This is a genomic window from Streptomyces sp. NPDC003691, assembly GCF_053981115.1.
Genome location: NZ_JBSFNQ010000010.1, coordinates 48420 through 74321, shown reverse-complemented (window position 1 = coordinate 74321; position 25902 = coordinate 48420). Strand labels below are relative to the sequence as shown.

Annotated in this window: 21 protein-coding genes; 13 read left to right on the top strand and 8 right to left on the bottom strand. The window is 72.6% G+C overall.

The window, feature by feature from the left end:
- Nucleotides 1-48 precede the first annotated feature (48 nt).
- On the bottom strand, nt 49-1236 hold the full coding sequence (locus tag ACWDR0_RS07425) for an acetyl-CoA C-acetyltransferase (RefSeq protein ID WP_456350735.1): 1188 nt from the start codon (nt 1234-1236) through the stop codon (nt 49-51).
- Between the two features lie 194 nt (nt 1237-1430).
- Between ACWDR0_RS07425 and mce the strand changes: the two genes are divergently transcribed.
- The 7 genes from mce to ACWDR0_RS07390 all read left to right on the top strand — a co-directional run bounded on the left by mce (nt 1431) and on the right by ACWDR0_RS07390 (nt 10947).
- Complete coding sequence (gene mce, locus ACWDR0_RS07420; RefSeq protein WP_456350689.1) at nt 1431-1859, top strand: methylmalonyl-CoA epimerase; 429 nt, start codon at nt 1431-1433, stop codon at nt 1857-1859.
- 169 nt (nt 1860-2028) lie between these two features.
- Nucleotides 2029-5910 (top strand): polarized growth protein Scy, encoded by a 3882-nt coding sequence (gene scy, locus ACWDR0_RS07415; RefSeq protein ID WP_456350688.1) that lies wholly within the window; start codon nt 2029-2031, stop codon nt 5908-5910.
- Nucleotides 5911-6024: 114 nt separating this feature from the next.
- Nucleotides 6025-6963: a cellulose-binding protein gene (locus ACWDR0_RS07410; RefSeq protein WP_456350687.1), complete on the top strand. Its 939-nt coding sequence runs from the start codon at nt 6025-6027 to the stop codon at nt 6961-6963.
- 109 nt (nt 6964-7072) lie between these two features.
- Nucleotides 7073-8092 (top strand): ABC transporter ATP-binding protein, encoded by a 1020-nt coding sequence (locus ACWDR0_RS07405; RefSeq protein WP_456350686.1) that lies wholly within the window; start codon nt 7073-7075, stop codon nt 8090-8092.
- Nucleotides 8093-8095: 3 nt separating this feature from the next.
- A complete protein-coding gene (locus ACWDR0_RS07400) occupies nt 8096-8875 on the top strand; it encodes an ABC transporter permease subunit (RefSeq protein WP_456350685.1) in 780 nt (259 codons plus the stop codon).
- Between the two features lie 150 nt (nt 8876-9025).
- Nucleotides 9026-10123: an ABC transporter ATP-binding protein gene (locus ACWDR0_RS07395; RefSeq protein WP_456350684.1), complete on the top strand. Its 1098-nt coding sequence runs from the start codon at nt 9026-9028 to the stop codon at nt 10121-10123.
- A complete protein-coding gene (locus ACWDR0_RS07390) occupies nt 10120-10947 on the top strand; it encodes an ABC transporter permease subunit (RefSeq protein WP_456350683.1) in 828 nt (275 codons plus the stop codon). Before ACWDR0_RS07395 ends, ACWDR0_RS07390 begins: the two co-directional genes overlap by 4 nt.
- A 13-nt stretch (nt 10948-10960) precedes the next feature.
- Here the strand turns inward: ACWDR0_RS07390 and ACWDR0_RS07385 are convergent, their stop codons facing one another.
- A complete protein-coding gene (locus ACWDR0_RS07385; protein ID WP_456350682.1) occupies nt 10961-11290 on the bottom strand; it encodes an ATP/GTP-binding protein in 330 nt (109 codons plus the stop codon).
- A 216-nt stretch (nt 11291-11506) separates the two neighbouring features.
- Between ACWDR0_RS07385 and ACWDR0_RS07380 the strand changes: the two genes are divergently transcribed.
- Nucleotides 11507-12745 carry an LLM class flavin-dependent oxidoreductase gene (locus ACWDR0_RS07380; RefSeq protein WP_456350681.1) on the top strand — a complete coding sequence of 413 codons (1239 nt, stop codon included), beginning with the start codon at nt 11507-11509 and terminating at the stop codon, nt 12743-12745.
- 252 nt (nt 12746-12997) lie between these two features.
- On the opposite strand, the gene ACWDR0_RS07375 is transcribed toward ACWDR0_RS07380, so the two are convergent.
- Nucleotides 12998-13390, bottom strand: coding sequence for an SCO5389 family protein (locus tag ACWDR0_RS07375; protein ID WP_456350680.1), 393 nt, complete (start codon nt 13388-13390; stop codon nt 12998-13000).
- Between the two features lie 308 nt (nt 13391-13698).
- Here ACWDR0_RS07375 and nucS point away from each other — a divergent pair, with 308 nt between their 5' ends.
- Entirely contained in the window at nt 13699-14361 is a 663-nt protein-coding gene (gene nucS, locus ACWDR0_RS07370; protein WP_456350679.1) for an endonuclease NucS, read from the top strand.
- Between the two features lie 121 nt (nt 14362-14482).
- Here the strand turns inward: nucS and ACWDR0_RS07365 are convergent, their stop codons facing one another.
- From ACWDR0_RS07365 to ACWDR0_RS07350, 4 genes are all read right to left on the bottom strand, one after another.
- Complete coding sequence (locus ACWDR0_RS07365) at nt 14483-17122, bottom strand: ATP-binding protein (protein WP_456350678.1); 2640 nt, start codon at nt 17120-17122, stop codon at nt 14483-14485.
- A 466-nt stretch (nt 17123-17588) separates the two neighbouring features.
- On the bottom strand, nt 17589-17912 hold the full coding sequence (locus tag ACWDR0_RS07360) for an STAS domain-containing protein (protein ID WP_146482361.1): 324 nt from the start codon (nt 17910-17912) through the stop codon (nt 17589-17591).
- Nucleotides 17913-18371: 459 nt separating this feature from the next.
- Nucleotides 18372-19220 (bottom strand): 3-hydroxyacyl-CoA dehydrogenase family protein, encoded by an 849-nt coding sequence (locus tag ACWDR0_RS07355; RefSeq protein ID WP_456350677.1) that lies wholly within the window; start codon nt 19218-19220, stop codon nt 18372-18374.
- Nucleotides 19221-19412: 192 nt separating this feature from the next.
- Nucleotides 19413-20066: a TetR/AcrR family transcriptional regulator gene (locus ACWDR0_RS07350; RefSeq protein ID WP_456350676.1), complete on the bottom strand. Its 654-nt coding sequence runs from the start codon at nt 20064-20066 to the stop codon at nt 19413-19415.
- A gap of 201 nt (nt 20067-20267) precedes the next feature.
- Here ACWDR0_RS07350 and ACWDR0_RS07345 point away from each other — a divergent pair, with 201 nt between their 5' ends.
- Nucleotides 20268-20840: a cob(I)yrinic acid a,c-diamide adenosyltransferase gene (locus ACWDR0_RS07345; protein WP_456350675.1), complete on the top strand. Its 573-nt coding sequence runs from the start codon at nt 20268-20270 to the stop codon at nt 20838-20840.
- A gap of 40 nt (nt 20841-20880) precedes the next feature.
- Here ACWDR0_RS07345 and ACWDR0_RS07340 read toward each other — a convergent pair whose 3' ends face one another.
- Nucleotides 20881-21504: a hypothetical protein gene (locus tag ACWDR0_RS07340; RefSeq protein ID WP_456350674.1), complete on the bottom strand. Its 624-nt coding sequence runs from the start codon at nt 21502-21504 to the stop codon at nt 20881-20883.
- Between the two features lie 161 nt (nt 21505-21665).
- On the opposite strand from ACWDR0_RS07340, the gene ACWDR0_RS07335 reads away from it, so the two are divergent.
- The 3 genes from ACWDR0_RS07335 to ACWDR0_RS07325 all read left to right on the top strand — a co-directional run bounded on the left by ACWDR0_RS07335 (nt 21666) and on the right by ACWDR0_RS07325 (nt 25646).
- Nucleotides 21666-22898: a sensor histidine kinase gene (locus ACWDR0_RS07335; protein ID WP_456350673.1), complete on the top strand. Its 1233-nt coding sequence runs from the start codon at nt 21666-21668 to the stop codon at nt 22896-22898.
- Complete coding sequence (locus tag ACWDR0_RS07330; protein WP_456350672.1) at nt 22895-23596, top strand: response regulator; 702 nt, start codon at nt 22895-22897, stop codon at nt 23594-23596. Before ACWDR0_RS07335 ends, ACWDR0_RS07330 begins: the two co-directional genes overlap by 4 nt.
- A gap of 304 nt (nt 23597-23900) precedes the next feature.
- Entirely contained in the window at nt 23901-25646 is a 1746-nt protein-coding gene (locus ACWDR0_RS07325; RefSeq protein WP_456350734.1) for a glycosyl hydrolase family 18 protein, read from the top strand.
- The last annotated feature ends 256 nt before the right edge of the window (nt 25647-25902 follow it).

The window sequence follows — 25902 nt, the reverse complement described above, 5'->3', positions numbered from 1 at the left end:
CGGGCACCGCGGCCCGCCTCCCGGTGGGGCGGGCCGCGGTGCAGGGGACTACTTCCCGGCGCCGGGGGCCGGGACGCGCAGGATCAGCGCGTCGCCCTGGCCGCCGCCGCCGCAGAGCGCGGCCGCGCCCGTACCGCCGCCGCGCCGGCGCAGCTCCAGCGCGAGATGGAGCGCGATCCGGGCGCCGGACATGCCGATGGGGTGGCCCAGCGCGATCGCGCCGCCGTTGACGTTCACCCTTTCCGGGGACACGCCGAGGTCCTTCATGGACTGCACGGCGACCGCGGCGAACGCCTCGTTGATCTCGATCAGGTCGAGGTCGGCGACGGAGATGCCCTCCTTGGCCACCGCGTGCGCGATCGCGTTCGACGGCTGGGACTGGAGGGAGTTGTCGGGACCCGCGACATTGCCGTGCGCGCCGATCTCGGCGAGCCACTCCAGGCCCAGTTCCTCCGCCTTGGCGCGGCTCATCACGACGACGGCCGCGGCACCGTCGGAGATCTGGGACGAGGTGCCCGCGGTGATGGTGCCGTCCGCGGCGAACGCGGGCCGCAGCCGGGCCAGGTTCTCCGCGGTGGTGTCGGGCCTGATGCCCTCGTCCTCGGCGAAGACGACCGGGTCGCCCTTGCGCTGCGGGATCTCGACCGGGGTGATCTCGGCGTCGAAGAGGCCGTTCTTCCGGGCGGCGGCGGCCCGCTGGTGGGAGGCGGCGGCGAAGGCGTCCTGTTCGGCGCGGCCGAGGCCGAGACGGGTGTTGTGCTTCTCGGTGGACTCGCCCATGGCGATGTTCTCGAAGGCGTCGGTGAGGCCGTCGTGGGCCATCGAGTCCAGCATCCCGATCGCGCCGTACTTGAAGCCCTCCCGGCTCTTCGGCAGCAGATGCGGCGCGTTGGTCATGGACTCCTGGCCGCCGGCCACGACGATGTCGAACTCGCCGGCCCGGATCAGCTGGTCGGCCAGGGCGATGGCGTCCAGGCCGGAGAGGCAGACCTTGTTGACGGTGAGCGCGGGCACGTTCATCGGGATGCCCGCCTTGACCGCGGCCTGGCGGGCCGGGATCTGCCCGGCGCCCGCGCCCAGCACCTGGCCCATGATCACGTACTCGACCTGCTCGGGCCCGATGCCCGCCCGGTCGAGGGCGGCCTTGATGGCGAAGCCGCCGAGGTCGGCGCCGGAGAAGGATTTCAGCGAGCCGAGGAGACGCCCCATGGGCGTCCGCGCGCCCGCGACGATCACCGTGGTGTTCCCGGCCCCGCGGGGCTTTCCCGAAGTGAGAGACGACATGAGTGACGATCCCCTTCCAGCTCGGACGCTGAGGAGTGAACGAGGGTTTACTTCAATGTACTGATCGGTACCCCCGGGGGTCACTGTGCGCCCGGTGTGACAGCGCGCACCTTGCGTAACCGGGACCCGGACGCTCCACTGGTCCCATGCTGACGCGCATCGACCACATCGGGATCGCCTGCTTCGACCTGGACGCGACCGTCGAGTTCTACCGGACCACGTACGGCTTCGAGGTCTTCCACGCGGAGGTCAACGAGGAGCAGGGGGTCCGCGAGGCCATGCTGAAGATCAACGAAACGTCGGACGGCGGCGCCTCCTACCTCCAGCTGCTCCAGCCGATCCGGGACGACTCCCCGGTCGGGAAGTGGCTGGCCAAGAACGGCGAGGGAGTGCACCACATCGCCTTCGGCACGGCCGATGTCGACGGGGACGCGGCGGCGGTCCGGGAGAAGGGCGTCCGGGTGCTGTACGACGAGCCCCGGCGCGGTTCCATGGGCTCCCGGATCACCTTCCTCCACCCCAAGGACTGCCACGGCGTTCTGACCGAACTCGTCACCTCTGCACCGGAGCACTGACCTCAGGTATTCCCGGCCCGGTAGAGTGGGCTGTTCCGGGCCGGGGCCGGGTCGGGGCCGCGACGCGTCCTCTCATATTGTTCTGTCACCATTCCCCGGGGGGCCGTTCGCAGGGCGGGCGGTGCTTGTGCGGGATCAGTTGCGACCAGGGGACGGATGGGACCGCGTAGTGCGGGGCTACGAACGCCAGGAGAGCCACCGAGCTGACGAAGACCTCCTCACCCGGTTCGAAGCCGAGATGGACCGGCTGAAGACCGAGCGGGAGAAGGCCGTCCAGCACGCCGAGGACCTCGGCTACCAGGTCGAGGTGTTGCGCGCCAAGCTCCACGAGGCGCGCCGGGCCCTCGCGACCCGTCCCGCCTACGAGAACGGCGACCTCGGCTACCAGGCCGAGCAGATGCTGCGGAACGCCCAGGCCCAGGCCGACCAGTTGCGCTCCGACGCCGAGCGCGAGCTGCGGGACATCCGGGCCCAGGCCCAGCGGCTCCTCCAGGAGCATGCCGAACAGCAGGCCCGGCTCCAGGCCGAACTGCACACCGAGGCCAATCAGCGGCGCCAGCGGCTGGACCAGGAGCTGGCCGAGCGCCGGCAGACCGTCGAGGCGCACGTCAACGAGAACGTGGCCTGGGCCGAGCAGTTGCGGGCCCGTACGGAGTCCCAGGCGCGCCGGCTGCTCGACGAGTCCCGGGCGGAGGCCGAGCAGGCCGTCGGCCAGGCCAGGGCCGAGGCGAAGCGGGTCACCGACGAGGCCCGCTCCCGGGTCGGCTCCGAGGCCGAGGCGGCCCGCGGCGAGGCGGAGGCGCTGCTGCACCGGGCCCGCCGGGACGCCGAGCGGATGCTGAACGCGGCGGCCGGACAGGCCCAGGAGGCCACCAGCCACGCCGAGCGCCTGCGCAGCTCCACCACCGCCGAGTCCGATCTGGCCCGCCAGCAGTCGGCCGAGCTGAACCGGGTGGCCGAGCAGAAGCTCCAGGAGGCCGACGAGCGGCTGCGCGAGGCGAAGGCCGAGGCGGAGAAGCTGGTCGCCCGGGCCACCGAGACGGCGGCCCGGGAACAGGCCACCGCGGAGTCGGTCAACGAGCAGCGCACCCGGACCGCGAAGGCGGAGATCGCCCGGCTGGTCGCCGAGGCGACCGGCGAGGCGGAGACCGTGAAGGCGGAGGCCGAGCAGGTGCTCGCCGATGCCCGTTCGCAGGCCGACAAGCAGGTGGCGGAGGCCGCCGAGAAGGCGAAGACGATCGCCGCCGAGGATGCGGCGGCGGCCATCGCCAAGGCGGCCAGGGACGCCGACGAGGTGCTCACCAAGGCGTCGGACGACGCCCGTGAGACCACCCGCAAGGCGGCCGAGGAGGCCGAGCGGATCCGCCGGGAGGCCGAGGCCGAGGCGGAGACCCTGCGCGGTGAGGCCGCCGAGCAGGCCGATCAGCTCAAGGGCGCCGCGAAGGACGACACCAAGGAGTACCGGGCCCGGACCGTCGAGCTCCAGGAGGAGGCCCGGCGGCTGCGCGGCGAGGCGGAGACGCTCCGCTCGGAGGCGGTCGCCGAGGGCGAGCGGATCCGCGGCGAGGCCCGCCGGGAGGCCGTCCAGCAGATCGAAGAGGCGGCCTCGACCGCCGAGGAGCTGCTGACCAAGGCCCGGTCGGACGCCGACGAACTGCGGACCAACGCGGGCGCCGAGAGCGAGCGGGTCCGTACCGAGGCCATCGAGCGGGCGACGACCCTGCGCCGGCAGGCCGAGGAGACGCTGGAGCGCACCCGTACCGAGGCGGAGCGCCTCCGGGTGGAGACCGAGGAGCAGGCGGACGCGGCGCGGGCGGCCGCCGAGCAGGCCGCGAACGCGCTGCGCGAGGAGGCCGAGCGGGCGACCGCGGCCCGTCAGGAGGAGGCCGCCGAGGCGCTGGCCCGGCTGCACGCCGAGGCGGAGGCCCGGGTCGGGGCCGCGGAGACGGCGCTGACGGACGCCAGGGCCGAGGGCGAGCGGCTGCGGCGCGAGGCGGCCGAGGAGACCGACCGGCTGCGGTCGGAGACCGCGGAGCGGATCCGGACCCTCCGGGAGCAGGCCGAGGCCGAGGCCGACCAGTTGCGCAACGAGGCCGCGGCGGACGCCTCGGCGTCCCGCGCCGAGGGCGAGAACATCGCGGTACGGCTGCGCGGGGACGCGGCGGCCGAGGCGGAGCGGCTGAAGACGGAGGCCCAGGAGACCTCGGACCGGCTGCGGGCCGAGGCGGCGGCCGCCGCCGAGCGGATCGCGGCCGAGGCGCAGGAGGCGCTGGCCGCGGCCCAGGAGGAGGCGGTACGGCGCCGGAGGGCGGCCGAGGACACCCTGGAGTCGGCGCGGGCCGAGGCGGACCGGGAGCGCGAGGGGGCCCGGGAGCAGAGCGAGGAGCTGCTCGCGGCGGCCCGCAAGCGGGTCGAGGAGGCGCAGTCCGAGGCGCAGTCGCTGACCGAGGACGCCGACCGGCGGGCCACGGAGACGGTGGCGGCGGCCGAGCAGACGGCGAAGCAGGTCCGGGATTCGGTGGCCGGGCTGCACGAGCAGGCCGAGGAGGAGATCGCCGGGCTGCGGTCGGCGGCCGAGCACGCGGCGGGCCGGACCCGGTCCGAGGCGCAGGAGGAGGCGGACCGGCTGCGGGCGGACGCGCACTCCGCGCTGGAGCGCGCCACCGAGGACGCGGCCCAGTTGCGGGAGCGCGCCCAGACGGAGACCGACGCGGCGAACGCGCTGGCCGAACGGACCGTCAACGACGCGATCTCCGAGTCGGAGAAGGCGCGCGCGGACTCCGCGGAGTACGCGCAGCGGATGCGTACCGAGGCGTCCGACGCGGTGGCGTCGGCCGAGCAGGACGCGGCCCGGACCCGGGCGGACGCCCGGGACGACGCGAACCGGATCCGTTCGGAGGCGGCGGCGCAGGCGGACCGGCTGGTCGGCGAGGCGGCGTCGGACGGGGACCGGATCCGGGCCGAGGCCCAGGAGGTTCTCGACGAGGCCCGGCACACCGCCGACAAGCGGCGCGCGGACGCGGCGTCCCAGGCCGACCAGTTGCTGTCGGAGGCGCGCGGGGACGCGGAGCGGCTGCGGGCCGAGGCCGCGGAGACGGTGGGCGCGGCGCAGCAGGCGGCCGAGCGGATCCGGGCCGAGGCGCAGAAGACGAAGGCGGAGGCCGATTCGGCGGCGGAGCGGATGCGTTCGGAGGCCCGGGCGACGGCGGACCGTACGGTCGACGAGGCCCGTGACGCGGCGGCCAAGCGCCGCCGGGACGCGGCCGAGCAGGCCGACCAGCTGGTCAACAAGGCTCAGGAGGAGGCGCTGCGCGCCGCGCTGGAGGCCGAGAAGCAGGCCGACGCGATGGTCGGCGCCGCCCGCAAGGAGGCCGAGCGGCTGGTCTCGGAGGCGACCGTCGAGGGCAATGCGCTGGTGGAGCGGGCCCGGGCGGACGCGGACGAGCTACTGGTGGGTGCCCGCCGGGACTCGACGGCCATAAGGGACCGGGCGGAGGAGCTGCGGGTCCGGGCCGAGTCCGAGGTCGAGGAGCTGCACGAGCGGGCCCGCCGGGAGACGGCCGAGCAGATGAAGGTGGCCGGCGAGCGCGTCGACCATCTGGTGAAGGCCGCGACCGAGCAGCGCAACGAGTCGGCGGAGAAGGCGAAGGAGCTGCTGTCGGAGGCGACCTCCGAGGCGAGCCGGGTCCGGATCGCCGCCGTGAAGAAGGCGGAGGGCCTGCTCAAGGAGGCCGAGCTGAAGAAGGCCGCGCTGATCCGCGAGGGCGAGGGCATCAAGGCCGAAGCGGAGTCGGAGGCCCGGAAGCTCGTCGGCGACGGCAAGCGGGACCTCGATGTGATCCAGCGCCGGCGCGAGGACATCCAGGCGGAGATCTCCCGGGTGCAGAACGTGCTGGAGGCGCTGGAATCCTTCGAGGCGCCGGGCGGTGACAAGGGGCCGAAACCGGGCGGCGGTTCGGGCGACGCCCGGGGCGGCGGTCCCGGAGGGGCCGTCAAGACGGGCGCCTCGGCGGGTGTTACCCGTTCGGGTGGCAAGTCCCCGCGATCTTAGCCACTCAAAAGACTGCACATTCTCTATATCAAACCTGCATCCGCTCGATGACACACCGCTTAGGCCCCTAGGATTCCCTCTATCACCTCACCGGTCTCATTCGACAGGAACCCCATGAGCGACACATCCTCCCCCTTCGGCTTCGAGCTCGTGCGGCGTGGTTACGACCGCGGTCAGGTGGACGACCGCATTACCAAGCTCGTCGCCGACCGTGATAGTGCTCTGACCCGGATCACCTCTCTGGAAAAGCGCATCGAGGAGCTGCATCTCGAAACGCAGAACGCCCAGGCCCAGGTCAGCGACGCCGAGCCGTCGTACGCCGGTCTCGGTGCGCGCGTCGAGAAGATCCTCCGGCTCGCCGAGGAGGAGGCGAAGGACCTGCGCGAGGAGGCCCGTCGCGCCGCCGAGCAGCACCGCGAGCTGGCCGAGTCCGCCGCCCAGCAGGTCCGCAACGACGCCGAGTCGTTCGCCGCCGACCGCAAGGCGAAGGCGGAGGAGGAGGGCATCCGGATCGTCGAGAAGGCGAAGGGCGACGCCACCCAGCTCCGTACCGACGCGCAGAAGGACGCCCAGTCCAAGCGCGAGGAGGCCGACGCCCTCTTCGAGGAGACCCGCGCCAAGGCCGCCCAGGCCGCCGCGGACTTCGAGACGAACCTCGCCAAGCGCCGCGAGCAGTCCGAGCGGGACCTGGCGTCGCGTCAGGCGAAGGCGGAGAAGCGGCTGGCGGAGATCGAGCACCGGGCGGAGCAGCTCCGTCTGGAGGCCGAGAAGCTCCGTACGGACGCGGAGCGCCGCGCCCGGCAGACCGTGGAGACCGCGCAGCGCCAGGCCGAGGACATCGTGGCGGACGCCAATGCCAAGGCCGACCGGATCCGCAGCGAATCGGAGCGCGAGCTGGCGGCGCTCACCAACCGCCGCGACTCGATCAACGCGCAGCTGACCAACGTCCGCGAGATGCTGGCGACGCTGACCGGTGCCGCGGTGGCCGCGGCCGGCGCGCCCGTCGACGACGAGCCGATCTCGCGCGGTGTCCCGGCGCAGCAGTCGCGCTGACGCCGTTCCGGCCGGCGGGGCCCGCCCCGCCGCCGTGCTCGGTCAAAACTGCGTCAAGCCCCCTGTCGCTCAAGTGGCGGGGGGCTTCGCGCACCCTTAGCGTGGCGGCATGATCGAGCTGGAGGATCTCACCAAGCACTTCGGTACGAAGGTCGCCGTCGACCATCTGTCGTTCCGGGTCCGGCCGGGGATGATCACCGGTTTTCTGGGACCGAACGGCGCGGGGAAGTCCACGACGATGCGGATGATGCTCGATCTGGACCTGCCGACGGCGGGGACGGTCCGGATCGACGGACGGCACTACCGCGAGCTTTCGGAGCCGCTGAAGTACATCGGGGCACTGCTGGACGCCAAGGCGATGCACGGCGGGCGGAGCGCGTACAACAATCTCCTCTGTCTCGCCCAGGCCAACCGGATCCCGGAGTCCCGGGTCTCGGAGGTGCTGGACCTGGTCGGTCTGACGCCGGTGGCGCGCAAGAAGTCGAAGGGCTTCTCGCTGGGGATGGGCCAGCGGCTGGGTATCGCGTCGGCGCTGCTGGGCGACCCCGGGGTGCTGCTGTTCGACGAGCCGGTCAACGGGCTCGACCCCGAGGGCATCCACTGGATCCGCAATCTGATGAAGGCGCTGGCCGCCGAAGGCCGGACGATCTTCGTCTCGTCCCATCTGATGAGCGAGATGGCGCTGACCGCCGACCATCTGATCGTGATCGGGCAGGGGAAGCTGCTGGCGGATACGTCGATGGCGGACTTCATCCGGCAGAACTCGCGGAGCTATGTCCGGCTGCGGTCCCCCGAGCCCGAGCGGCTGCGGGACGTGCTCCAGGGAGCCGGTCATACGGTGCTGGAGTCGGCGGGGGTGCTGGAGGTCGACGGCGCCACCACGGAGACGCTGGGCGAGCTGGCGGCGGCCCACCGGGTGGTGCTGCACGAGCTGAGCGGCCAGCAGGCTTCCCTGGAAGAGGCCTTTATGCAGATGACGGCGGGCGCCGTCGAGTACCACGCGCACGGCGCCCCGGCACCCGGAGCGCCCCCGGGCGGCGGGGCAGCCGCCCCGCACTGGGGCGCGGGCTGGGCGGCGGGGAAGCCCGGCGGCGACGAGGGCGGCGGCGGCCGCAGCGAGGGAGTCTGACGGATGGCCTCGGTACCGGCGGTCCTCCAGTCGGAGTGGACCAAGATCCGTACGGTGTCGTCGACGGTGTGGACGCTGACGGCGGCCTTCGTCGCCACGGTGGCGATCAGCGCCGCGCTCTGCGCCGTCTACAACGCGACCTTCGACGATCTGCCCGTCGAGCAGCGGGTGACCTTCGACCCGGTGCTGGCGAGCTTCTCGGGGATCGTGCTGGGCCAGCTGGCGATGGTGGTCTTCGGGGTGCTGGTGGTGGGGACGGAGTACAGCTCCGGAATGATCCGCACCTCGCTGGCGGCGGTCCCCCAGCGGGGCACCTTCCTCTTCAGCAAGATCGCGGTGGCCGCGGTGCTGGCGCTGCTCGTCGGCTGGATCACCAGCTTCGCCAGCTTCTTCCTCGGCCAGGCGCTGCTGGGCGAGCACCGCACCACGATCGGGGCGGAGAACGTGCTGCGGGCGGTGGTGGGCGCGGGCCTCTATATGGGGCTGATCGCGCTCTTCTCGATGGGCGTGGCCACCATGCTCCGCTCCTCGATGCTGTCGCTCGGCATTCTGATGCCGTTCTTCTTCCTGGTCTCGCAGATCCTGGCGGCGGTCCCCAAGGCGAAGGAGGTGGCCCGCTACTTCCCCGACCAGGCCGGTTCCAAGATCATGCAGGTGGTGCCGGACGCGATGGGCAGCGACCGGGCGCCGTACGGCCCCTGGGAGGGCCTGGGGATCATGCTGCTCTGGGTGGCGGCGGCCCTGGCCGGCGCCTATGTCGTCCTGCGGAAGCGGGACGCCTGACCCTCCCGCCGGTCACCCTCCGTCACCGACGGTAGTTGTGACATGCACGCGGGAACCGTTCGCGGCCGGATATCCTCGTAAGCCTTACGGGGGGCTAGCGGCGACGATGCCGGCGGCCCGGACCATCTGACGCCGATGTGGGGCGGGAGCATGATCGAGGCAGTCGGCCTGACGAAGCGCTACGGCAGCACCACGGCGGTGTACAACCTCAACTTCCAGGTGCGGCCCGGCGCGGTGACCGGTTTCCTCGGCCCCAACGGTGCCGGGAAGTCGACCACGATGCGCATGATCCTGGGCCTGGACAATCCGACGTCCGGCACGGTCACCGTGGGCGGCCGCCCCTTCCGCGAGGCGGCGAACGCGCCCCGGGAGGTCGGCGCGCTGCTGGACGCCAAGGCGGTGCACGGCGGGCGCACCGCGCGTAACCATCTGCTGTCGCTGGCACAGCTCTCCGGGATTCCGGCCCGGCGGGTCGACGAGGTCCTCGGTGTCGTCGGCCTCCAGGACGTGGCCCGGCGGCGTTCCAAGGGCTTCTCCCTGGGGATGGGGCAGCGGCTGGGCATTGCGGCGGCGCTGCTGGGCGACCCCGGGGTGCTGCTGTTCGACGAGCCGGTCAACGGGCTCGACCCGGAGGGCATCCTCTGGGTCCGCAATCTGATGAAGGCGCTGGCGGCCGAGGGCCGTACGGTCTTCGTCTCCTCCCATCTGATGAGCGAGATGGCGCTGACCGCCGACCATCTGATCGTGATCGGCCGGGGCCAGTTGCTGGCCGATATGGGCGTACGGGACTTCATCGCGGCCAACTCGGCGGGCTTCGCCCGGGTCCGGGTCGCCGAGGATCCGCCCGAGCGGCGGGAGAAGCTCTCCGCGGTGCTCGCCGAGGCGGGTGCACGGGTGATGCCGGAGCCGGACGGCGCGCTGCGGGTGATGGGCCTGCCGCTGCCGAGGATCAGCGATCTGGCGCACGGCGCGGACATCCGGCTCTGGGAGCTGTCCCCGCACCAGGCTTCGCTGGAGGAGGCGTATATGCGGATGACGCAGGGCGCCGTCGACTTCCGTTCCACGCAGGACGAGAAGGAAGGGCTGATGGAGCAGGACCCGTTCGGAGCGCCGCAGATGCCCGCCGCGCCCGCGGGCGGCGGCTGGTACGCCCCGCCGCGGCCGGGCGAGAACCCGTACGCCACCCCGGCCGCCGCGCCCGCTCCCGCCGCTCCTGCCGCTCCGACGAAGCCCGAGGACCCCCGATGACCACCCCGCAGCACCTGTCGGGTGCCCCCGTCACCGGGTACGTCTCCCCCATTCCGGTCCGCCCGGCCCGGCTCGGCGACGCGGTGGCCTCCGAGTGGACCAAGATCCGCTCGCTGCGCTCCACGATGTGGACGCTCGGGGTGATGATCCTCCTGCTCTTCGGGTTCGGCACCATCGCCGCCCTGATCGTGAACGCGGACGACCAGACCTTCGTCAAGGACGACGTCCTGACGCTGGGCTTCTTCGGCGCCGTCCTCAGCGGGATCTGTGTGATCACCCTGGGGGTGCTGACGATCACCTCGGAGTACGGCACCGGGATGATCCGCACCACCTTGACCGCCTGCCCGTCCCGGGGCCGGGTGCTCACCGCGAAGGCGATCGTCTACTTCCTTCTCGTCTTCACGGTGAGCGCGGTGACCTCGCTGCTGCTGGGCATCGTCCAGGTCGGGATCATCGGCGGCGAGCCGGACGGCGGCCAGTGGCTGCGCGCCACCCTCGGCGCCAGCCTCTACCTGGCCCTCCTCGGGCTGCTGTCGCTGGGCGTCGGCGCGATGGTCCGCCATACCGCGGGCGCGATCACCACCATGTTCGGCGTGGTGCTGCTGCCCCTGGTGATGACCATCTTCATGATCGCTTCCAGCGCGCTCCGCGGCTTCAGCGAATGGCTGATCAAATACTCGATCCCCAGCCAGCTCGGGGTCGTCTACGACGACTCGATGCTGGACGGGGGCCCCTCGCCCGTCCTGGCGCTGGTGATCATCTTCCTGCTGGCCGCGGGCGCGCTCGGCGGCGCCTACGCCTCGCTCAGGTCGCGCGACGTCTGAGCCGCTCCCCCGGTCAGTACCGGGGGGCGTTACGGGACCGCTGCACCCTGCTGGTGCGGCGGTCCTTCGCGCTCCAGCAGGCCTTGTGCCAGTGCCGCCGGTCGTCCACACCGCCGTGCTCCGGCCAGGCCACCACATGCGGAACGCCGGAGGGGATCTCCTGGTCGCACCCGGGACAGCGGTACCGCTTGCCCTCGGCGGCGGCACCGGCGACATGCCGGACCGACCACTCCTCGCCCTGCCAGGACTCGGTACGGCCGAAACCGCCGTACCGGTCACCGGTCTCACCGGACCGGTCGGAGGGGTTGTCGCCGGCCTGGGGGCGGTTGCGGCGGGGAGACACGCGGCACCTCACGGGGCAAGTGTGGACGATTCCTTACGAGTCCAGCCTACGGGCCGGAGGGCCGGGTAGACGCACCCGGGAGAGTGACAGCCCGCCCTCCACCGAGCCCAGTTAACGGACAATCGCATGATTTTCGCCGCTGCCCGTGCCTTTGGCACGTGTCAGACGTTAGTGCGGTCGGAGGGACGGGCCATCGGCCGCAAGGAGGCAGCAGGCATGCGCGTGGGTACGTTCGTCCTGGCCGCTCAGTTTCCGGGCCAGGGGCGAGGGGAGGCACTGCACCGGGCGGTGCGGACGGCCGAGGTCGCCGAGGAGTCGGGGCTGGACGCGGTCTGGCTCGCCGAGCACCATTTCGTGCCGTACGGGGTCTGCCCGTCGGCGGTCACCCTGGCGGCGGTGCTGCTCGGCCGGACCCGCCGGATCCGGGTCGGCACGGCCGTCAGCGTGCTGCCGAACATCCATCCGGTGGCCCTCGGCGAACAGGCCGCCCTGCTCCACATCACCAGCGGCGGGCGGTTCTCGCTCGGGGTGGGCCGCGGCGGCCCCTGGATCGACCTGGAGGTCTTCGGCTCCGGAATAGCGGCGTACGAGAGCGGCTTCCCGGAATCCCTCGACCTGCTGCTGCGCTGGCTGCGGGAGCCCTCGGTGGGCGCGGCGGGCGAGCGGTACCGCTTCCGCGAGGTCGCCGTGGTGCCGCGTCCGGCCGATCTGCTCGACGGCGCGCTCCGGCCCGGCGGGGCCGCGGCGGACGGGACGGACGGGACGGCCGCGCCGGACGGGCAACCCGGCGCGAACGGTTCCGGCGGCAGCGGTCTCCGCGGCCCCGGCGGCCCCGGCGGCCCCGGCGGCCCCGGCGGCCCCGGCGGCCCCGGCGGTGCGGACGGTTCCGGCAGTATCGGCGGTTCCGGCGGGCCGGACGGGGAGGCTCCCGCGGCGCATCCCGAGGTGGTCGTCGCCTGCACCTCCCCCGGCGGGGTGCGGACCGCCGGGGAGCGCGGGCTGCCGATGCTTCTCGGGATGCACTGCGGGGACGACGAGAAGGCCGAGATGATCGCCCTCTGGCGGCGGCACGCCCTGGCCGCCGGACACCCTCCGGAGGCCGTCGCCGCCGCGGGCCATGTCTCGGCCGGTGTGGTCCAGCTCGCCGACCGGGCCGGTGACGCCCGGGAGGCCCTGCTCAAGGCGATGCCGGGCTGGCTGAAGCTGGGGCTGGGCGCCCATCGCACGGTCGACGACCGGGCCCGGTCGATGCGGGACCCGGTGGCCTATACGGAGCTGCTCTGCTCACTGCATCCGGTGGGCCCGCCCCGGCTCGCGGCCGACCGGCTGGCGGCCACCGCCGAACGGACCGGCATCAGCCGCTTCGCCCTGCTCGCCGAGGGCTCCGGCGATCTCACGTCGACCGAGACCACCGTGCGCCGCCTCGGCGAGGAGGTCCTCCCGCTGCTGCGCTGAGCCCGCGGGCCCGGCATCCGGTGACCGGCCCGTCCGGCCCGGCACCGGGCCGGGCGGATCCCGCCCGGGTCCGTCCCACCGGGTCCGTCGCACCGGGTCCGGGCCCGCGCGCCCGGACCCGTTCGCTGCCGAGCCCCCCGCTCCGGGATCCGCCCCGTGCGGGGGGCTCACGGGAGCCGCCCTCTCCCGGCGGCCGGACCGCCCCGCACCTCCCGCGATGCGAGGCCGCTCCGCTACCGCCCGCTCAAGACCTCAGCAGTCGCGGAACTCCGGCGACTGGTTGAGCAGCTGCGCCCGCGTCGAGGTGAAACGGCCGAGCCGCTCGTCCACCGACGGGTCCAGCGGGAACACCGCGACGCGGTGGCAGTTCTGGAACGCGAGACGTACGCCGAAGTGCCGCTGGAGCGCGCCGCGAATCGCGTCACTCGCGAGCGCGCGCAGCAGTTGACCACGGGCCTGCTCGTCCGGCGGCGGCGTCTGGTTGTCGGCGAAGTCCCCGCCGTCGACCTTCAGCTTGGCCACCAGAGAACTGATCATCTCCCATGCGTAGGGCAGGGAGGTCCGGACGCAGTCGACGAAGGCGGCTTCGTCGACCTCGCCTCGCTCGGCCTGTTCCAACAGCGCCGGTGAGACGTCGAGCGACATGGGTTCTCCTCTCGCGACCCCGGGTCCCGGGGTCTTACGGGCAGGGAAGGAGGCTCCGGCCGGTCCCCCGGTGGCACCGGCATGCGGATGACACATGACGACGCAGAGTACGCGCCTGGCAACCTCCTGCATCCACGGTAAGTGCGGCGTCCCGGTGGCACCAGAAGATTGGGCCGACAACCAGCCAGAAACGAACAGGGACAAGTGGGGCGACCCGAAGGGGCTCAGCCAAGCTCAGTAGGGGGTGCGGACGGGTGAGCGCAGGGGGAATCGCGCGCGGCCGTGTGCGTCGAGTAGCGTTGCCGACCATGCGCCTCGTCATCGCCCGTTGCTCCGTGGACTACGCGGGCCGGCTCACCGCCCATCTCCCGTCCGCACCCCGTCTGATCCTGGTGAAGGCGGACGGCAGCGTCTCCGTCCACGCGGACGACCGGGCGTACAAACCACTGAACTGGATGTCCCCTCCGTGCACCCTGAAGGAGGGCGACGGAAGCGTCTGGACCGTGGTCAACAAGGCGGGCGAAAAGCTGATCATCACCATGGAGGAAGTCCTCCATGACTCCTCGCACGAGCTCGGTGTCGATCCCGGCCTGATCAAGGACGGTGTCGAGGCGCACCTCCAGGAGCTGCTGGCCGACCGGATCGAGACACTCGGCGAGGGCCACACCCTGATCCGCCGCGAGTACCCGACCGCCATCGGGCCCGTGGACATCCTCTGCCGGGACGCCGACGGCGCCACCGTCGCGGTGGAGATCAAGCGGCGCGGTGAGATCGACGGGGTGGAGCAGCTCACCCGCTATCTGGAGCTGCTGAACCGCGATCCGCATCTCGCTCCGGTACGCGGGGTGTTCGCGGCCCAGGAGATCAAGCCCCAGGCCCGGGTGCTGGCGACGGACCGCGGTATCCACTGTGTCGTCCTGGACTACGAGGCCATGCGCGGTATCGAGGACGACAAGCTGCGGCTGTTCTGACGCCGCGCCGCCGGGGGGCCGCCCCCGGCGGCCGCCGCATTCCGCCCCGTCCCGGTGTCCCGGGCCGGGGCGGTGCCGTGTCCGGATCCGCCGGCCGCCCGGGGTCCGTACCGCCGTGTTCTCAGCCCGCCGACGGCGAGCCGGACTCGGGCCCGGACTCCGGCTCGGTCTCCGGCTCCCGCTCCGGGACACCGGACGCGGAGACGGAAGCGGAGGCGTCGGGTGCCGATTCGGTGGTCACCGGCGGGTTGGCGCTCTGCGACTCGGTCTCCGTCGGAGTCGGGCTCGGGGTCTCCGTCGGGCTGGTGCTGGGCGTCGGATCGGGCGATTCCGAGGGCGACGGGTCACCGCTGTCCGAGGGCTTCGGCGAACCGCTCGGCGTCGGCTCCGGGTCCTCCGGCGACGGGGATTCCGGCCGGCGCGACTCCTCCGGCTCCGGGTCCCCGGAGGCCGAGGCGGACGGTCCCGGCTCCGCCGTCCGGGTCGGCTGGCGGGTCGGCTCACCGATCTCCGGATCGTCCTGCGGACCGGTCTCACCGGCCGTCGGTCCGTCCTCGCGGACGTCCTCGCCGGGCGTGGACTCCCCCGTACCGACCCGGTTGCCGGGCGCGTCCTTCTTCTCGGACGCCGGGGCGACGCTCAGAACGGTGCCGAGTACGGCGACCAGCACCGCGCCCGCGCCCGCCGCGACCAGATTCCGCCGGGCACCGCCCAGCAGCAGCCCCCGCCGGCGGCGCGGTGCCTTCTGCGGGTACGGCGCCGTGGCGACGGACTCCGGTACGGTCAGCGGCTCCGAGATGGCCGCGGCCCCGCCCGGCGGCAGCGCCATGCGCACCGGGCCCGCCTCCACCGGGCGCGGTCCGAGCCGTACCGCGATCTCGTCCTTGTCCATCCTGCGAAGGGTCCGCGGGGCGGGTACCGGAAGCGGCGGCGGTACGGGCACGGGGACCGGCACCAGCTGCGGCGCGGCCGGACCGCCGGGGCCGATCGCCCGGGGCGCGGGCACCGGGGCCCCGCCGTCCGCGGCCGCCGTCCGCTTCTCGCGGTCGGTGACCAGGGCCAGGGCGCGACGGCCGGCGACGGTGCCGTTCTTGTCGGCGAGGGCGCCGCGGAGCCCGATGGAGGCTTCCAGTTCGGCGCGGGCCCGGCCGAGGTTGTCGGTGCAGAGCGCGAGGACGCCCAGCTCGTGGTGGAAGTAGGCCTCCTCGGCGACCTCTCCCGCTATTCGGGCGGCCTCCGAACCCATCCGGAGGGTGCTCTCCCAGGCGGACCAGTGGAGTCCGGCGGCGAAGACGGGGGCCGCCGCGCGGGCGAGTTGTACGGCGACACCGAGCCGTGCGGGTTCCTTGCCCGGCAGCAGCGCGGCGAGGGCCGCGAGCACGGCGTCGGACTCGACGGCGACACGTTCGGGGCTGACCGAGGGGTGCGCGGTCCACCAGGCGTAGTGCCGGGCGGCGGTGAGGGCCCGGTCGCCGCGGTCAGCGGGCTCGCCGGTGGCGGCGGGGGTGGTGGTGGTGCCGCCGCCGTCGGGCCCGGGGCCGTACCCCTGCTCCGTCAGCTGTTCGAGGGCGCCGGGTGCCAGCCGGTAGCGCGGCCCGGCGGGTGAGAGGAGTCCGCAGGCCGTCAGTTCGCCGAGGGCGCTGTCGGCGTGGGTGTCGTCGATGAGGGCGGGCAGATGTGCCTGGTGCGGCACCTCGCCGCCGAGGGCGACGGCGAGCCGCAGGGTCTCCCGGGTGCTCGCGCCGAGCCGGGAGGCGAGCAGCGCGGCGGGTGCCGCGCCCTGACCGAGCGTCGGAAGTGGTACGCCGGTGGTGCGGGCACCCTCGAAGGGGGAGGCGTCCTCCGCGGCCTCGGGGTCGACGCGGAGCGCGTCGCCCTGCCGCAGCAGGGCGGCGGCCTGTACGAAGCGCAGCGGCAGGCCCTCGGACTCGAACCACAGGTCGCCCGCCCAGGTGCGCTCGTCCTCGGTGAGGTCGCGGTCGACGAGCCGGGCGAGGAGTTCGAGGGATCCGGCGCGGCTGAGCCCTTCGAGTTCGGCTTCGTCGATCCGGGGTCCGTGGGTTTCGCCACCGGGTTCCCGGGGGCCGGTCGCGGCGATCAGAAAGGCGCATTCCGGTGCCGCGTCGAGGAGTTCGGTGAGGGCGGCCGCGCTGCCTTCGAAGTCGTCCAGGACGACGACGGCGCCGACTTCGGCGATCCGGTCGAGCAGTTCCGCGCGGCCGGGCCGGTGGCGCTCGCTGCGGTGGGCGGCGGTGTACAGCGCGTGCAGCAGTTCGCCGGTGGTGCGGCCGGCCCCGCCGAGGCGGATCACTCCGTCGGGGGCGAACGAGCCGCAGTCCTGGGCGACCAGGTCGAGCAGGGCGGTGCGGCCGGAGCCCGGCGGGCCGGTGAGCCGTACCGAGCGGCCGCGGCCGAGCAGCCGGGTGAGGCGGTCGCGCAGTTCGTCGCGTTCGACGAGGGCGGGGCGCGGCAGGGCGGGACCGGCCGGTACGGGGGGTGCCGAGGCCCGTTCGTGGGCGGCCCGTTCGGCGGGGGTCCGCCGCCCGGGCGGCGGCGGCCAGTCCTGGCCGTCGGGGGCGCCCCCGGGCGGACGGAGGACGATCTCGCTGCCGTCGACGGGGTTGACGGTGAGCAGGAAGTCGCCCGCGACGACCGGGGTGATACGGACGGGGGCGGGCGCGGGGTGGGCGAAGTTCTCCACGGCGGGGTCGCGCGGGGCGCGCGGTGCGCCGGCGCTCCCTCCGGAGCTGGCCCTGTTCATCGGCTCCCTCTGCTTCATTGGCTCCCTTGTTCCCCGGCCCCTGAACCGCCCCGGTGCGGGACCCCCGTCCGGGCCCGTGCCGTCCCGTCGGGATCCGGCCGGGCGCGTCGCGGCCCGGGGCGGCGGCCGGAACACAACTCTTGACGGTGGCAGGGTATCCCCCCACCCGGGGGGTGCCGCGCGGTCCGCGAGGTCACGATCCCATGAGAAATCGGCGGATGCTGTGGGGGCCCTACGGACGTCCGGTGACCCGCGGGGTGCTCCGGCCGGGGACCGGCGGGCCGGAAGCGGACGGTTCGGGGACCGTACGGCGGCTGCTGACGGCGGGGAGGACCCGGGGCCGAAGCGGAGTTGACCCGTGGCGGGCCGCACGGACGGACGCGCACCGGACTCGGGTCCGGCGGCGGCCGGACGGCGCGCCGGACGACCGCCGGAACGGCGGGCGGACGACTGGCCGGACGGTGGGTCAGACGCGGGGAAGCGATTCCGCGGCGAGACCGCCCTCGATGGCCAGAATGCGATGCAGCCGCGTCGCGACGAGCAACCGCTGCATCTGCGGCGGCACTCCGCGCAGTACGAGCCGCCGGCCGCAGCGTCCGGCGCGGCGGTGGGCGCCCATGATGACGCCGAGCCCGGTGGCGTCCCAGGAGTCGAGACCGGTGAGATCGAGCACCAGGTCCCCGTCCCCGTCGTCGACGGCCGTGTGCAGGACCGTACGGGCGTCCGCCGCGCTGCGGACGTCGAGGCGGCCCCCGACGACCAGCTCGGTGTGGTCGCCCCTGATGTGCATATGCGCTCCCCGAGAGTGCTTCAACTGTCGTGCGTCCGGCCGCCGGGCCCGCGCCGCCGCGCGGTCGGCGGTCCTCCCGCGCCGGCGGACGCGGGGGCAGGGCGCCCGTGACGGCACCCGGCGGCTTCTCCGCCCCCGCGGACCGGCTCCGGCCGGACCTCTCCGGTCCCACCGGTGCCGTCCCGTCCGGGGCGGTTCCGTCAGTCCACTGCGGTTCTCCATCAACTGACTGCATTACGGGCCGCACGGTTGCTGGTTGTAAGCGAACCGATACCGAAATCACTCCGAAGGGTGATCGACGGGGCCCGGAGGCCCGGTCGGCAGGGCCGCCGGAGCGGCCCGTACTCCGGTGTCGGCGCGGCGGATCCGTACGCACCGGTACGGGTCCGGACCGCTCCGGCCCGTACGGCCGCGCACCGGCTCGCGCCGGTACGCACACCCACGCGCCGGCCGGACGCGTCAGTACGTGTAGAAGCCCTGCCCGCTCTTGCGCCCGATGTCACCCGCGTCCACCATCCGGCGCATCAGCTCCGGCGGGGCGAACTTCTCGTCCTGGCATTCGGTGTAGATGTTGCCGGTGGCGTGCATCAGGATGTCCACACCGGTGAGGTCGGCGGTGGCCAGCGGCCCCATGGCATGGCCGAAGCCCAGCTTGCAGGCGAGGTCGATGTCCTCGGCGGAGGCTACGCCGTTCTCGTAGAGCTTGGTCGCCTCCACGACGAGCGCGGAGATCAGCCGGGTCGTCACAAAGCCCGCGACGTCCCGGTTGACCACGATGCAGGTCTTGCCGACGGACTCGGCGAACCGCCGTGCGGTGGCGAGGGATTCGTCGCCGGTCTTGTAGCCGCGGACGAGTTCGACCAGCTGCATCATCGGTACGGGCGAGAAGAAGTGCACCCCGACCACCCGCTCCGGGCGGGCGGTGGCCGCCGCGATCTTGGTGATCGGAATGGCCGAGGTGTTGGAGGCGAGCACCGTGTCGTCCCGGACGATCTTGTCGAGCGCCCGGAAGATCTCGTGCTTGACCTCCAGCTTCTCGAAGACTGCCTCGACGACGATATCGGCGTCGGCGGCCGCGTCGAGGTCGGTCGTGGTGGCGATCCGGCCGAGCGCGGCCTCGGCGTCCGCCGCGTCCAGCTTCCCCTTGGCGACGAACTTGTCGTACGACGCCTTGATGCCGTCCGTTCCGCGGGTGAGGGCCTCGTCGGTGATATCGCGCAGCACCACGTCCCAGCCCGCCTGCGCGGAGACCTGAGCGATACCGGACCCCATGAGTCCGGCTCCGATGACGGCGAGCTTCCCGGCCACGGCGACACCCCTTAACAGTCGTTCACTTTTCGCCTCTCGGCGGAGGTTAGCGCCCGCGGGCGGTGCTGTGGCGGTGAAGAGATGCGCGTCACGCTCCGTCGGGCGGACATCACACCCGGGGGCGGCCGTCCGGCGGGCCGGCCGGACGGGGAGCGGTGGTTCACCGGGGCCGGCCGGGATTCCGCCCGGGGGTTACCCCGGGGGTCGGCCGGCCGGGCGCACGGCGTAGCCGAGGACCCGTTCGCCGAGCAGGGATTCGATCTCGTCAATGGTGTCGAGGGTGGCCGCGGCGACGTCCTCGGGGCTGCGCCCGGCCGTCATCCCCCGGCGTACGGCGCACATGACGGACTGGTGGATCCAGTCGATCTGCCCGGCCACCAGGCCGGGCAGCGGATCCCCGGCGGCGGCGCCGGTCTCCTCGCGCAGGGTCGCCTCCAGCCGGTCGACGGCGTGCTGCTGGAGCCGGGCGAGCGCGGCGCGCAGGGCGGCCGCCTCCTGGACGACCAGCAGAAAGCGTTCATGACCCGGAGTCAGTCCGACGCCGGGCGAGACCGCTTCGACCTCGCGGCGCAGTTCGCGGAGTACGGCGGCGGCCGCCGACTCGCCCGGGTCCCGGCCGCGCACCCAGCGGGAGAGCCGGGCCACCAGTTCGTCGCCGCGGTCGAGGAAGAGGTCCTCTTTGGTGGCGAAGTAGTTGTAGACGGTGTTGACCGAGACCTCGGCGGCGTCGGCGATCTCGGCGATGGTGACGGCGTCGAAGCCGCGGTCGAGGAAGAGGCCGGTGGCCGTATCGGAGATATGCCGCCGTGTCTGCGCCTTCTTGCGCTCCCTCAGCCCTTCGCCCATACGGTCACCCTACCCGTTCCCGCAGTGGAGCCCATTTTTGATGCCACTGAAATTTTTAAGTCCATTGCAAACTTAAAACGCCTCTGCTTCGCTGGACCCATGCCCGTCGTCAGCATGTCCGCGGTGGCCCGGACCCTGGCCGCCCGTCCCCGCCCGGACGGCCCCGTGCCCGGCCCCCGGCGCCCTCATTACGCTGGTGCCATGGTGAATCTGACGCGCATCTACACCCGGACCGGCGACAACGGCACCACCGCCCTCGGGGATATGAGCCGGGCGCCCAAAACCGATCTCCGGATCGCCGCCTACGCCGACGCCAACGAGGCGAACGCCGTCCTCGGCACCGCGATCGCGCTGGGCGGGCTCCCGGAGGAGGTCGTCACCGTCCTCGTCCGGATCCAGAACGACCTCTTCGACGTCGGCGCCGATCTGTCCACCCCGGTCGTCGAGGACCCGCCGTACCCGCCGCTGCGCGTCGAGCAGTTCTACGTCGACCGGCTGGAGAAGGACTGCGACCACTTTCTGGCGTCCCTGGAGAAGCTGCGCAGTTTCATCCTGCCCGGCGGCACCCCCGGCGCCGCGCTGCTGCACCAGGCCTGCACGGTCGTCCGCCGGGCCGAGCGCTCCACCTGGGCGGCGCTGGAGGTCCACGGCGAGACGATGAATCCGCTGACGGCGACCTATCTCAACCGGCTCTCGGACCTGCTGTTCATCCTGGCCAGGACGGCGAACAAGGAGCAGGGCGACGTGCTGTGGGTCCCCGGCGGCGAACGCTGAGTCCGCGCCGGGGACCCCTGGGGCAGGGCCGGAAGGCGTTCTAGAGCCGCTTGCCGGTGCGCTCCGGCTGCCGGGCGGCCTCGCCGGACCCGTCCGTGGCCGCGGTCAGGTCGTTCCCCCAGGCGTCCTTCCCGGCGGGCGCCTTCGGCGGGGCGATCGTGTACCAGAGCGCGACCAGACCGTGGATCCCGGTGATCTTCCAGGCCTGGGCCATCCAGGCCCAGAGGCTGTCGTCCCGGGCGCCGTCGCCGACGTACGCGATCGCCAGCAGCAGCAGTACGGAGGCGGTCGCCGCGGCGGTGACCGTGCCCAGCCACACCCTGCCCTCGTGGGCGGCGCGCTCCCGGCCGTACTTCGGGGCCCGCGGGGGCTCCACCCCGTCGAAGCGGCGGGCCGCCAGCCCGTCCAGCCACTTCACCGTGCGGTGGCCGTGGCCGACGGTGTAGCCGATGTACAGCGCGGCCAGTCCATGGGTCCAGTTCGGCTCGGCACCGCTCTTCAGATCGACGGCCGTCGCGACCAGCAGCACGATCTCCAGCACCGGCTCGCAGAGCAGCAGCGCCACTCCCAGGCGCGGCCTGCGCAGCACATAGCGGGCCCCGAGCCCGGCCGCCAGCAGCACCCAGAAGCCGACCTCGCAGATCACGATCAGCGTGACGATCACGGCTGTACTCCTCTCACCCCGTCCAGACTCCCCCGGCCCGGGCCGCCGGTCGTCGTCGCCCCTGAGGAGATCGCACGCCGCCGAACTGCATCTTTCGATGTAGCGGAGGTTCCCACCCCGTCAGGAGGCACCCCGGCGGCCGGTCCGTGTTTGATGGGTACGTGCGTTTCCCCCGTCCTCACCGCGACGATGTCCTGATCGCCGCGGCCGCGCTCTTCGGCGGCGTCCTGCTCTGGTCGCTCGGGCTCTATATGCAGCGCCCGCAGACCAGCCCGACACCGCCGTGGGCGGCCCTGGTGCCGCTGGTGGTCATCTGCTGCCAGTCGGTCCTCCGCCGTTCGCATCCGCTGACCACCCTGCTGGTCGCCACCCTGGCGATGCTCGCGGACCTGTTCACCGTCGGCTCCCTGATCACGGTCGTGCTCTTCACGGACGGGGTGTACGCCTCCGTGGTCTACGGCCCGGTCCGGTTCGCCCGGCACGTCCCCAAGGTCACCGGCGTACTGACGGTGATCGTCACCGGGGTACTGATCGCGGTGCTGCGGGAGGCGGAGTCCGTACTGCTGGGCTTTCTCTTCGGGCTGATCACCTTTGTTCCGGCCACCACCGGGGCGATCGTCCGCAACCATCGCGAGGCGGCGGACGCGGCCCGGCTGCGGGCGGAGCAGACCGCGCTGCTGGCCGAGATGGACCGGGCCCAGGCGGTCACCGCCGAACGCTCCCGGATGGCGCGGGAACTGCACGACATGGTCGCCAACCATCTCTCCGCGATCGCGATCCACTCCACGGCCGCGATCTCCCTCGACGACCCGAAGACCACCCGCGGGGCGCTGGAGGTCATCCGGGAGAACAGCGTCGAGGGGCTGGCCGAGATGCGCCGGCTGATCGGGCTGCTGCGGGACAACAGCGACGACTGGGAACCGGCCGCCCGGCCGTCGCTCTCCGGTATCGAGTCCCTGGTGGACCAGGCCCGGACCAACGGCGCGGCCAGCGGAATCGAGGTCGTCCTCGACGACCGGCGGCCCGTGGGCGAGGGCACCACGGGGATGTTCGCGCTGCCCGCGCCGGTCGAGCAGGCGGCGTACCGGATCGTCCAGGAGTCACTGACCAACGCGCTGAAGCACGCCTCCCCCGGCCTGGTGCGCGTCGTGCTGGAACACGCCCCGGACGACAGTCTGACCGTGACCGTGACCAGTGCGGCCGGCGACCGCTCCGGCCCCCGGGCGCCCGGCTCCGGGGCCGGTCTGGTGGGGATGCGGGAGCGGGTCGCCCTCCTCGGCGGAGAGTTCGGGGCGGGCCCGGAGCCGGGCCCGTCCGGGACCGGCCGGCAGAAGATCTGGCGGGTGCGGGCCGTACTGCCCGTACGCGACGACGACAAGGAGCCCGACGCATGACCCCCGCAGACCACCACGGCACAGCACCGCGGGAGCCGGACGCCGCGGCCCCCGTCCGGGTTCTGGTGGCCGAGGACCAGAGCGCGGTCCGGGCCGGTCTGGTGCTGATCCTGCGCAGCGCGCCGGACATCGAGGTGATCGGCGAGGCCGGGGACGGGGAGGAGGCGGTCCGGCTCGCCCGTGAGCTCCGCCCCGACCTGGTGCTGATGGATGTCCAGATGCCCCGGCTCGACGGGGTGTCGGCGACCCGTCAGGTGGTGTCCGAGGGGCTCGCCGATGTCCTCGTACTGACCACCTTCGACCTCGACGAGTACGTCTTCGGCGCCCTGCGGGCCGGCGCGTCCGGCTTTCTGCTGAAGGACACCGAGGCGCGGGAGTTGCTGGAGGCGGTCCGGACCGTGGCCCGCGGGGAGGGACTGATCGCCCCCGCGGTAACCCGGAGACTGATCGCGGAATTCGCCACTCCGCGGCCGGTTCGCACCCCCGGAGGACCCGATCCGGCGCTTCTGGAAACACTCACCCGCCGGGAGCGGGAGGTCCTCGGCTGTCTGGGCGAGGGTCTGTCGAACGCGGAGATCGCGGTACGGCTCAGGATGGCCGAGGCGACGGTGAAGACCCATGTGAGCAGGCTTCTCGGAAAGCTGGGGCTCCGCAGCAGGGTCCAGGCGGCCGTTCTGGCGCAGGAACTGGGGATCTGACGGACCGTCTCACTGTGGCCGGAACAAGGCGGTTGGAGCGCTCTGTTCCGGGGGACCTCACTATGGTCTGGACCTATTGACGATTGGTCCAGACCTTCTTACTCTCACCGGAACACACGCTGCGGTGAGCCTCGCAGAGTGCGCAGTGCACGGTTCCACCCTGGTCCCACCCCCACTGTCCGGACCTCCTCAAGGAGTACCCGTGAGCACTCAACCCCCACCTCCGCGCGCCCCCGGTTCCCGATGGTCACTCAGATCCCGGGTGATCGCGGTCCTGGCCGCGCTGGCTGTCCCGATGGCCGCCATGGTCGGCCTCGCGACCCCTGCCCAGGCCGCCACCTCGGCCACCGCCACCTATGTCAAGGGCTCTGACTGGGGCGGCGGCTTCGAGGGCAAGTGGACGGTCAAGAACACCGGCACCACCACCATCACCAACTGGACCGTCGAGTGGGACTTTCCCACCGGCACGCGGGTCACCTCCGCCTGGGACGCCGACGTGACCAACGTCGGCAACCGCTGGACCGCGAAGAACAAGTCCTGGGCGGCCGCCCTGGCGCCCGGCGCGTCCACCACCTTCGGCTTCAACGGCACCGGCACCGGCGCGCCGTCGAACTGTAAGATCAACGGCGCCACCTGCGACGGCGGCAACACCGACCCGCTGCCCACCGCCCCGGGCACCCCCACTTCCAGTGGTGTGACCGAGACCTCGGCCGTCATCTCCTGGACCGCGGCCACCGACAACACGGGCATCAAGAACTACGACCTGCTCCGTGACGGCCTGAAGATCGCCACGGTCACCGGGCTGACGTACACCGACAACGCCCTCACCAAGGGCACGGAGTACAGCTACTCGGTCCAGGCCCGGGACACCATCGACCAGCTGGGCCCGCTCAGCGGCGTCCACACCTTCACCACCCTCGGCGGCGGCCCCGGCGGCAACAAGATCAAGATGGGGTACTTCACCAACTGGGGCGTCTACGGGCGCAACTACCACGTGAAGAACCTGGTGACCTCCGGCTCCGCGGCCAAGATCACCCACATCAACTACGCCTTCGGCAACGTCCAGAACGGCCGCTGCACCATCGGTGACGCGTACTCCGACTACGAGCGCGCCTACACCGCCGACCTCTCCGTCGACGGCGTCGCCGACACCTGGGACCAGCCGCTGCGCGGCAGCTTCAACCAGCTCCGCAAGCTGAAGGCGCAGTACCCGAAGATCAAGATCCTGTTCTCCTTCGGCGGCTGGACCTGGTCCGGCGGCTTCGGCCAGGCCATGCAGAACCCGGCGGCCTTCGCCCAGTCCTGCTACGACCTGGTGGAGGACCCGCGCTGGGCCGACGTCTTCGACGGTATCGACCTGGACTGGGAGTACCCCAACGCCTGCGGCCTCACCTGCGACAGCAGCGGCCCCGCGGTCATGAAGACCATGGCGCAGGCGTTCCGCACCAAGTTCGGCCCGAACTACCTCGTCACCGCCGCCATCACCGCGGACGGCAAGCCCGGCGGCAAGATCGACGCCGCCGACTACGTCGGGGCCGCGCAGTACCTCAACTGGTACAACGTGATGACGTACGACTTCTTCGGCGCCTGGTCCGCTCAGGGCCCGACCGCCATGCACTCCCCGCTCACCACGTACCCCCGGATCCCGGACCCGCTCTGGACCTCGTCCAACGCGATCTCGCATCTGAAGACCAAGGGCGTGCCGGCCAACAAGCTGCTCCTCGGCATCGGCTTCTACGGCCGCGGCTGGACCGGCGTCACCGACCCGCTCCCGGGCGGTACGGCCACCGGACCGGCCCAGGGCACCTATGAGCCCGGCTTCGAGGACTACAAGGTCCTGAAGAACACCTGCCCGTCCACCGGCACCGCGGGCGGCACCGGCTACGCCAAGTGCGGCAGCAACTGGTGGGGTTACGACACCCCGGCGAACATCGCCACCAAGATGACGTACGCCAAGAACCAGGAACTGGGCGGCGCGTTCTGGTGGGAGTTCAGCGGTGACACCAGCAACGGCGAACTGGTCACGGCGGTCCACAACGGCCTCCAGTGACCCGGCACGGGGGGCGCTGACCCGCCCGTAGGCCCGTGAGCCGACGCCAAGGGGCCGGGGAGAAAGATCTCTCCCCGGCCCCTTCCGCATGCCCGCGCCTCGCCGGCGGGGCGCTGCGGTGCGGACCGTAGCCGGTGCCTGTGGTCGTCCATCCCCGGCCCGGGGGTGGTTTCTCGCGCAGTTCCGCCCCCTGTGCCTTCGGCACGGAGGGACCCCCAGCGCCCCTCAGGCCTTGAACCCAAGGCCCTTCGGGAGA